Origin of the sequence: Corallococcus carmarthensis (genome assembly GCF_003611695.1) — a bacterium.
GTDB classification, from domain to species: Bacteria; Myxococcota; Myxococcia; order Myxococcales; family Myxococcaceae; genus Corallococcus; species Corallococcus carmarthensis.
Window position 1 is genome coordinate 1 of sequence record NZ_RAWE01000323.1, and the last position, 7,507, is coordinate 7,507.

The following is a 7,507-nucleotide window of genomic DNA, read 5'->3' on the forward strand; positions in this document are numbered from 1 at the left end:
TTCTCGGACTTCGGGGAGGCCTTGAGCGCCGGGGCCACGGGGGCCTGGGCGTGCGCGGCGGCGGTCAGGAGGAGGGCGGCGGCGAGGAGCGGTCGCATGGGCCTCGTTCTACCCGAATCCCGGGAGGCCCGGCAGCGCACCGGGGGCACCCCCTGGGTCGTTCACGACATTTTCTTGACGGGATCGCCGGACGTGGGAGGTTGCTGGCGCTACAGGCGTGTTGCGAACGGAGGGCGAAGTCACCATGGGTGCGGCGGTCGCGAGCTGGCAGACACTGGAGAACGTCACGGTGGAGTGCACCCACTGCGGCGTGATGATGACACTCCAGCCCGGAACCCGGGTGAAGTACTTCCGGTGTGGCTCATGCCACCGCTGGGTGTCCAGCACCTACAGCGAGGTCTTCCGCGCGGACGCGAAGATGCGCACGCACCCGGTGAAGGACACCGCGGACGCGGACGCGCGCTTCGTGGAGGTGAAGGACCGGCTGGACAAGTGGCTCACCGCCGTCCAGGAGCAGTGCCCGTACCAGACGATGGGCGTGTCGCCGTTGGATCCGCCGGACGTGATTCGCGCGCGCTTCCACGCGCTGGCCATGGAGCGGCACCCGGACCGGGGCGGCTCCGCGGAGCAGATGCGTGAGCTCAACGCCGCCTACGAGCGCATCCTCAAGCACCGTCAGCGCAAGCGGTTGGAGGCACTGGCCTCCGGCACGTCCGCGCGCGCCACGCCCGCGACCGTCCTGCCCGCGCGCAACAGGTAGAGCCAGAAGAGGGCTCCCAGCGACAGGCCCAGCCCCACCTTGGCCCAGGTGGGGAACAGGTGGCCCGGGGAGATGAAGCCCTCCACCGCGCCGATGGCGGCGAGGAAGGGCGCGCAGCCCACCACCAGCTTCACCGCTTCACGTCCCCGCGCCTGGAGCGCCTGCGCGCGCGGCAGCTCGCCGGGGTCGATGAGCGCCTGGCCCACCATCAGCCCCGCGCCGCCCGCGATGACGATGATGGACAGCTCCACCGGCCCGTGCGCGGCGATGAAGTCCAGGAAGCCCGCAGCCATGCCCTCGCGGAAGCACAGCGCGCCCACCGCGCCAATGAGCACGCCGTTGTTCACGAGCGTGAAGATGGGACCCACGCCCAACAGGATGCCGGACGCGAACGCGAACAGCGTGACGGTGAGGTTGTTGGTCGCGATGCCGGAGGCCACGGCGTTGGGTGGCGCCACGGACAACAGGTCATCCGTCCACATGCGCCCCTGCGCCACGTAGCGCCGCACGCCCTCCGGCACCAGCAGCTCCGCGCCGCGTGGCTCCAGCGTCACCACCAGCGCGCCCAGCAGCAGGCCCAGCACCAGCAGACCCGCGCTCACGCCCACGAAGCGCGCCTCGCGGCGCAGGGTGGCGGGGAAGTCTCGCCGGAAGAAGTCGCGCGTGGAGGCCCAGCGCTCGCGCGGCGGCTGATAGATGGCGCCGTACGCCTGCGCGCACAGCTGGTTGAGGAAGCGGTGCGCGTCCGTGCCTGGATAGAACGTCTGCGCCTGCGCCAGGTCCGCGGCGGCGCGCCGGTACAGCGTGTCCAGCGTGCGCAGCTCCGTGAGCCCCAGCCGGCCCGCGCGCTGGCGCGTCAGCAGCGCCTGGAGCGCGTCCCAGTCCGGCCGGCGCCGCGTGACGAAGGTGGGCAGGGGCGTGGCCATGTCAGTGGGCCGCCTTCGCGCGCGTGCGCAGGAAGGCCTCCGTGCCCTCCGCGGACTGGAGCACCCGCGCGCGCTCCTCGTCCGTCAGGGATGCACCCACGCGGTCCACCAGCCGGGTGCCCAGGCGCCGCCTCACCTCCGGCTCCAGGCCGGGCGCTCGCGCGAGGAAGGCCAGCACCAGCTCCACGTCCGCCGCGTCCAGGGGCCGCTGCATGCTGGCATCCGGCGCGGGCGTGGAGGCGGGCGCGGCGTCCGTCGCGGGGCCTTGTGTGTACTTGTCCAGGTCGATGGCCTCTTCGCGCACCAGCACGGTGCCGGCCAGCAGGTCCCCCAACCGGCGGTGCTTCGAGTCCAGCAGCATGGTGATGCAACCGGTGGCGTAGAGCACCGGCAGGAAGTCCACTGCACGGCAGAGGTTGCGCACCGCGCTTTCGAAGAAGCCCACCGGCGAGCCATCCTCGCGCACCACCCGGATGCGCATCACGCGCTTGCCGGGTGTCTGTCCATGGAAGAAGACCTCCGCCAGCGTCCAGTACAGCCATTGCGTGGCGAAGAGGCCCACCGCGAGCAGTGTCTGCGTGAGCCCCGACAGCGCCTGGAAGGCACCCAGCACGTCGGACACCAGCAGCGTGATGACGAAGTAGAGCGCCACCCAGAAGAAGAACAGCAGGCTCGCGTCCACCAGCCACGCGAGACAGCGGTAGCCGATGCCGGCCACGGGCAGGGAGAGCGCCACCCGCTCGGGCGTGGCGACGTCGACATGGGGTGCGGGGGCGGAGGGAGTCATGCGCGTGGGACGCACAGCATACGCCCTTGGCGTCCAGTACGCGCCATCTCCGCGCGGCCCGGCTCCCGTGCCTGGGCATTGTACGAAACACCGAGCGAAACATTGAAATGTGGACGCAGGATGCGTGTCCCGCGGACGACAGCGATCACGACCTGACGGACGAGGCCCTGGATTTCGATGCGTTCCGTGCGCAATTGACAGTCCCGACAGGGGCGGTTCGCAAGAGGCCTTGGATGATGTTAGGGTCTCGGTTGGCTGGAATTGCCTGAAACGGAAAAGGAGGAACGGCCCGGATGGGCCAGTTCGGCAGTCGCAAGCGCAGTCCGCAGGGCAGCACTGACAAGACCCCCGGATGGAGTTGAAGCGCGGTTCTCGCACGCTCAGCACTGGCGGAAGTTCCGCCGCGGTTCCACCGACTCCGGGGCAGGTTGAAGTCGACAGGTAGCATTGAAAGCAATTCGCCACGACGGCTGGGGGGCCATCGCATGGCAGCGAATCAATCGGCAGTTCGTATTTCGATTCTCGAAGGACCGTGGGCGGCCTGGCAGGGCCTGTCCGACGGGCTTCGGGGTGAGGGTCATTCCACTTCGGTGACGCGCGACGTGCGCGGCTTCCTGGACGGGCTCGGCACGGATCCACCGCAGGTGGCCATCCTCGACGTGGAGAGCGATGGCGAAGCCGCCATCGGATGCTCCGTGACGGAGGGGCTCAACCTGCTGCGTGAGGCCCGCAAGCGCCGGCTGGAAGTGCGCATGCTGCTTCTGTCCGCGGTGAGCACGCCGGAGGTCATCTCCCAATGCTTCGACGAAGGGGCTTCGGGGTACCTCTTCCGCGCGGGGCTGGGCGTGAACGCGGTGTCCTCCGCGGTGCAGTCGCTGGTGAGGGGCGAGCGCCTCTTCCCAGTGCAACTGCTGCGCAACGACTTCGAGCATCCGCCGGTGACGTCACCCACGGCGAGCGTGCTCTTGCTGCTCACACAGCGGGAGCGCGAGGTGCTCCAGTACGTGGCGGGCGGGGCGGACAACCTGAAGATCGCCGCGCACCTGCAAATCGCCGAGCGCACCGTGAAGTCACACGTCACGCAGCTCTACCGCAAGCTGGGCGCGGAGAACCGCACCCAGCTCGCCCTGCGCGCCTGCCACCTGGGCGTCAGGCCTCCGCCGGACCTCTGACGGGGACGGCCCACCCTCCCCGTTGAAGCGGGGAGGGCGTGGTGGGGAAGCGCGCGCGGCCCTCAGTTCTTGTTGCGGGCCGCGTCCTCTTCCATCTTCTTGCGGAGGCTCAAGGGACGCATGTCCGTCCAGACCTCCTTGATGTACTCCAGGCACTCGGCCTTCAGGCCCTGCTTGCCGGCATCCTTCCAGCCCAGCGCGTTCTCACGGTCCGCGGGCCAGATGGAGTACTGCTCTTCGTGGTTGACGACGACCTTGTACACGGTCGTGTCTTCGCGCTCGTCGCTCATCGGGGTGACTCCTGGAAGCAGGGGACCCCCTTTCGTCGCACACCCGGGGAAAAGCGGTCAAGGTAGGCGATTGCGACAAATCCCGAGCCTTCCCGTGAGGGTGGATCCGCGCCCGGCCGCTCGCCGGGGTTGCGCCCGGAATCCGCGTTCGTGACACGAGCGGCGTGGGGCACGGATACTCGGCCGCATGCGCATCTGGAAGAACGCCGTGGCGGGGCTCCTGCTCCTGGTGGGAGGCGTCTGGGCCTCGCTGGCCCTGGCCCTGACGGGAACCGGCCCGGAGGGGCCGCACGTGGCCCGGGTCCTCGTGGCGGGGGCCCTGGTGGCCGGGGCGGTGGCCGCGTGGCGGTGGCGTTCGCGGCGCTGGGGCGTGGCGGTGATGCTGCTGGGGGGCCTGTCCGTCCTGGGCTGGGTGCGGACGTTCCAGCCCTCCAACACGCGGGACTGGGCGCCGGACCTGGCGCGGGCGCCGTGGGCGGAGGTGGCCGGCTCCCAGGTGACGGTGCACGACGTGCGCGACTTCCGCTACCGCGGCACCACGGACTGGGACCCCGCCTGGTACACGGCCACCTACGACACGGACGCGCTCACGGAGGCGTCGTTCATCGTGGAGCCCTTCTCCGGGTTCTACGGCGCCGCGCACACGATGGTGAGCTTCGGCTTCCAGGACGGCCGCCACGTGGTGTTCTCCGTGGAGGTGCGGCGGGAGCAGGGGGAGACGTTCTCCGCGGTGGGCGGGCTGTTCCGCCGCTTTGAAATCACCTACGTCGTGGGCGACGAGCGGGACCTGGTGCAGCTGCGCTCCAACTTCCGCCATGACGACGTGTATGTGTATCCGGTGACGGCGTCCAAGGAGCGCATCACCGCGTTCTTCATGGACATGGTGCAGCGGATGAACGGGCTGCACACGCAGCCGGAGTTCTACGACACGCTCACCAGCAACTGCACCACCAACCTGGTGCACCACTTCGAGAAGGTGGCCACGAAGGACGTGCCGTACGACCACCGCACGCTGATGCCCGCGTTCGCGGACGAGCTCGCGTACGAACTGGGCATCATCGACACGGACGTGCCGCTGGCGCAGGTCCGCCAGCGCTACCACATCAACGCGCGCGCACTGGCGGCGCAGGGGCGGGACGACTTCTCCGCCCGCATCCGCGCGCCGTTGGAGACCGCCACCGCGCCCGTGCCCTGACGTCTGGCGCCGTCTGGCTTCAGGTGCCCGTCGCGGCCTGGGGCGCCGGGGCCGCGGGGCCGTGCTTCAGGTGCTTGTCGTAGTGGGCCTCCAGCGCGGTGAAGTAGCCGCGCTCCTCAAACAGCTCCTGGATCAGCCGGTCGGTGAGGGACTTCACCTCCGCGTTCTCACCCTTCGGGTCGGGCACGCGGGCGCCGCCGTGCTTCGGATCCAGGAAGGCGCGGGTCGCCTCCGCCATCAGCACCCGGCTGCTCCGGAAGATGCGGCGCAGGGCCTGGTTGATGGGGCGGGAGTCCATCTCCGCGCAGGAGGCGACGATGGCGGCCTGCACCTTCTGGGGCGCGTCCCCCTGGAGCGAGGCCGCGTCCAGGTCACCGCGCTGGAGCGCGTGGTGCAGCAGGTAGCCGTGGTGCAGGCACACGCTGGTCAGGTCCACGCAGTCCTTCACCCAGAGGACGAAGAAGACCTTGCGGAACACCTTGCGCACCGGGAAGAGGGCCACGGCCTTGAGATAGGACACCAGCCGTCCGCCCAGGCTGCGCGCGTCGTACGAGCCGGCGAGCACCGCCACGGCCTTGTCCGGCGCCTTCAGCCCCCGCTCCTTGAGCTGGTCGCGCACGGACTGCTCGCGCACCTGGCGCAGGGCGTAGTCGTCCAGGAAGGGCACGGGGATGAGCGGGGTGAGGCCGGCCGCCACGGCGTGGAAGGCCACGCGGGCGAGCGAGGGCGGCACGGCGTCGGGCGGACGGGAGGTGGAATCGGCCATGGTGTATTTCATAACGCCTTCCTCGCCCGCCGCCTTCCGCCGGTAGAGTGCGAATGTCCTGAACCCGGCGCGGATGGCGCGGGGCAGGGAAAGGCGTGACTCCGGATGAAGGCGAAGCAGGAACTCCCCATCGTGCCGTTCGCGTCCGAGAAGGCCTGGGAGAAGTGGCTGGAGAAGCACCATGCCGACTCGCCGGGCGTCTGGGTGAAGATCGCGAAGCTTGAGTCCGGCATCGCGTCCGTGACGTATGCCCAGGCGCTGGAGGTGGCGCTCTGCTACGGCTGGATTGACGGACAGAAGGGCGCGCTCGACGCGGAGTACTTCCTCCAGCGCTTCACGCAGCGCAATCCGCGCAGCAAGTGGTCGAAGATCAACTGCGGCAAGGTGGAGGCCCTGATCGCCTCCGGACGGATGAAGCCCGCGGGCCTGCATCAGGTGGAGGCGGCCCGCGCGGATGGCCGCTGGGAGGCCGCGTATGCGGGGTCCAAGACCATCGAGGTTCCGGAGGATCTGACCCTGGCGCTCGCGAAGAACCCGAAGGCGAAGGCGTTCTTCGCCACGCTCAAGCGCGCCAACCGCTACGCCATCCTCTTCCGGCTCCACGACGCGAAGAAGCCGGAGACGCGCGCGCGGCGGCTGGAGAAATTCGTCGCGATGCTGGAGGCCGGGGAGACGATCCACGGCTGAGGCAGGAGGCCCGTGCTCACGGTCGCGGGCCTCTCTTCGATATCCGTCGGAGGGTGCTGGACAGACAACTGCGTTCACCGCGCCGTTGCATGTCTGGGATGAAGCGATTCCCTCTCAGTGAAGCCAGACGCTCGCGCAGACCAGAAAGAGGGATGGCGCAGGGCGGCGGGCTACTTCGGCCCGCCCATGACTTCGATCGTGTGCTTGAGCCGTTCCAGGCCCAGGCGCACCAGGGCGCCGCGCAGGTCGGGCTGGCCCAGGAAGGCCTTCTTGAACACGTCGCGCTCCAGCTTGAGGAGCGTGCAGGGCGTCACGGTGCGCACCGTGGCGGTGGCCAGCCGGCTGCGCAAGAGCGAGATCTCCCCGAACAGGGCGCCTTCCTCCAGCGTGGGGTAGGGGGACTGGCGGCCGTCGTCGTGCGTGTGGAAGACCTCGCACTGGCCCCGGATGAGGACATAGAGCGCGTCCCCCGGCTGGCCCCGGGTGAGCAGCGTCTCTCCGGCGGGGACGGTGCAGGGCACGAAGGCATCCCCCAGCTCGTGCTGCACCTCCGGGGGCAGGGCGGCGATGAGCGGGTTGCTGCGCAGCGCGTCCGCGAGCAGGCGCTCCCGGGCGGTCACCTGCATCTGCTCGCCCTTCACGCCGTAGTCCTTGCCCAGCTCCCGGACACCGGCCTGGGTGAGCTCCAGCAGCACGGTGTCCTCCGCCGTGACGATGGTGGCGGTGCGCTGCGTGCCGGTGAGCAGCGCCAGCTCGCCGAAGAACTCGCCGGCCCCCAGGCGGCCGACCTCCGTGTTGGTGCCGTTGTCGCCGCCACGCATCACCGCGACGCGGCCCTCCAGCACGACGAACATGGAGTGTCCCGGGTCACCCTCGCGCACCACCACCTGGCCGGCGGGCAGGTGGTGGTGCGCGAGGGTGACC

Annotated in this window: 9 protein-coding genes; 4 read left to right on the forward strand and 5 right to left on the reverse strand. The window is 69.8% G+C overall.

The genetic code is table 11. The features are described 5' to 3' along the window. The first annotated feature begins 244 nt into the window (after nt 1-244). Nucleotides 245-760, forward strand: coding sequence for a J domain-containing protein (locus D7X32_RS41765; RefSeq protein ID WP_120608083.1), 516 nt, complete (start codon nt 245-247; stop codon nt 758-760). On the opposite strand, the gene D7X32_RS41770 is transcribed toward D7X32_RS41765, so the two are convergent. Both D7X32_RS41770 and D7X32_RS41775 read right to left on the reverse strand, forming a co-directional pair. Then, nucleotides 676-1,686 carry a stage II sporulation protein M gene (locus tag D7X32_RS41770; RefSeq protein WP_120608084.1) on the reverse strand — a complete coding sequence of 337 codons (1,011 nt, stop codon included), beginning with the start codon at nt 1,684-1,686 and terminating at the stop codon, nt 676-678. The genes D7X32_RS41765 and D7X32_RS41770 overlap by 85 nt on opposite strands. Nucleotide 1,687: 1 nt before the next feature. Further along, nucleotides 1,688-2,473, reverse strand: a complete 786-nt coding sequence (locus tag D7X32_RS41775) for an RDD family protein (RefSeq protein WP_120608085.1) — start codon at nt 2,471-2,473, stop codon at nt 1,688-1,690. A gap of 485 nt (nt 2,474-2,958) precedes the next feature. Here D7X32_RS41775 and fruA point away from each other — a divergent pair, with 485 nt between their 5' ends. Next, a complete protein-coding gene (gene fruA / locus D7X32_RS41780) occupies nt 2,959-3,645 on the forward strand; it encodes a response regulator transcription factor FruA (RefSeq protein ID WP_043321786.1) in 687 nt (228 codons plus the stop codon). Between the two features lie 62 nt (nt 3,646-3,707). Here the strand turns inward: fruA and D7X32_RS41785 are convergent, their stop codons facing one another. After that, nucleotides 3,708-3,935 (reverse strand): MbtH family protein, encoded by a 228-nt coding sequence (locus tag D7X32_RS41785; RefSeq protein ID WP_014397734.1) that lies wholly within the window; start codon nt 3,933-3,935, stop codon nt 3,708-3,710. Between the two features lie 187 nt (nt 3,936-4,122). On the opposite strand from D7X32_RS41785, the gene D7X32_RS41790 reads away from it, so the two are divergent. Continuing rightward, nucleotides 4,123-5,130, forward strand: a complete 1,008-nt coding sequence (locus D7X32_RS41790; RefSeq protein ID WP_120608086.1) for an Lnb N-terminal periplasmic domain-containing protein — start codon at nt 4,123-4,125, stop codon at nt 5,128-5,130. 19 nt (nt 5,131-5,149) lie between these two features. Here the strand turns inward: D7X32_RS41790 and D7X32_RS41795 are convergent, their stop codons facing one another. Further along, on the reverse strand, nt 5,150-5,896 hold the full coding sequence (locus D7X32_RS41795; protein WP_120608089.1) for a hypothetical protein: 747 nt from the start codon (nt 5,894-5,896) through the stop codon (nt 5,150-5,152). Between the two features lie 105 nt (nt 5,897-6,001). On the opposite strand from D7X32_RS41795, the gene D7X32_RS41800 reads away from it, so the two are divergent. Continuing rightward, nucleotides 6,002-6,583: a YdeI/OmpD-associated family protein gene (locus D7X32_RS41800; RefSeq protein ID WP_120608087.1), complete on the forward strand. Its 582-nt coding sequence runs from the start codon at nt 6,002-6,004 to the stop codon at nt 6,581-6,583. Between the two features lie 170 nt (nt 6,584-6,753). Here the strand turns inward: D7X32_RS41800 and D7X32_RS41805 are convergent. Beyond that, the coding region (locus D7X32_RS41805) for a cyclic nucleotide-binding domain-containing protein (protein ID WP_120608088.1) at nt 6,754-7,507 on the reverse strand (754 nt) is incomplete at its 5' end.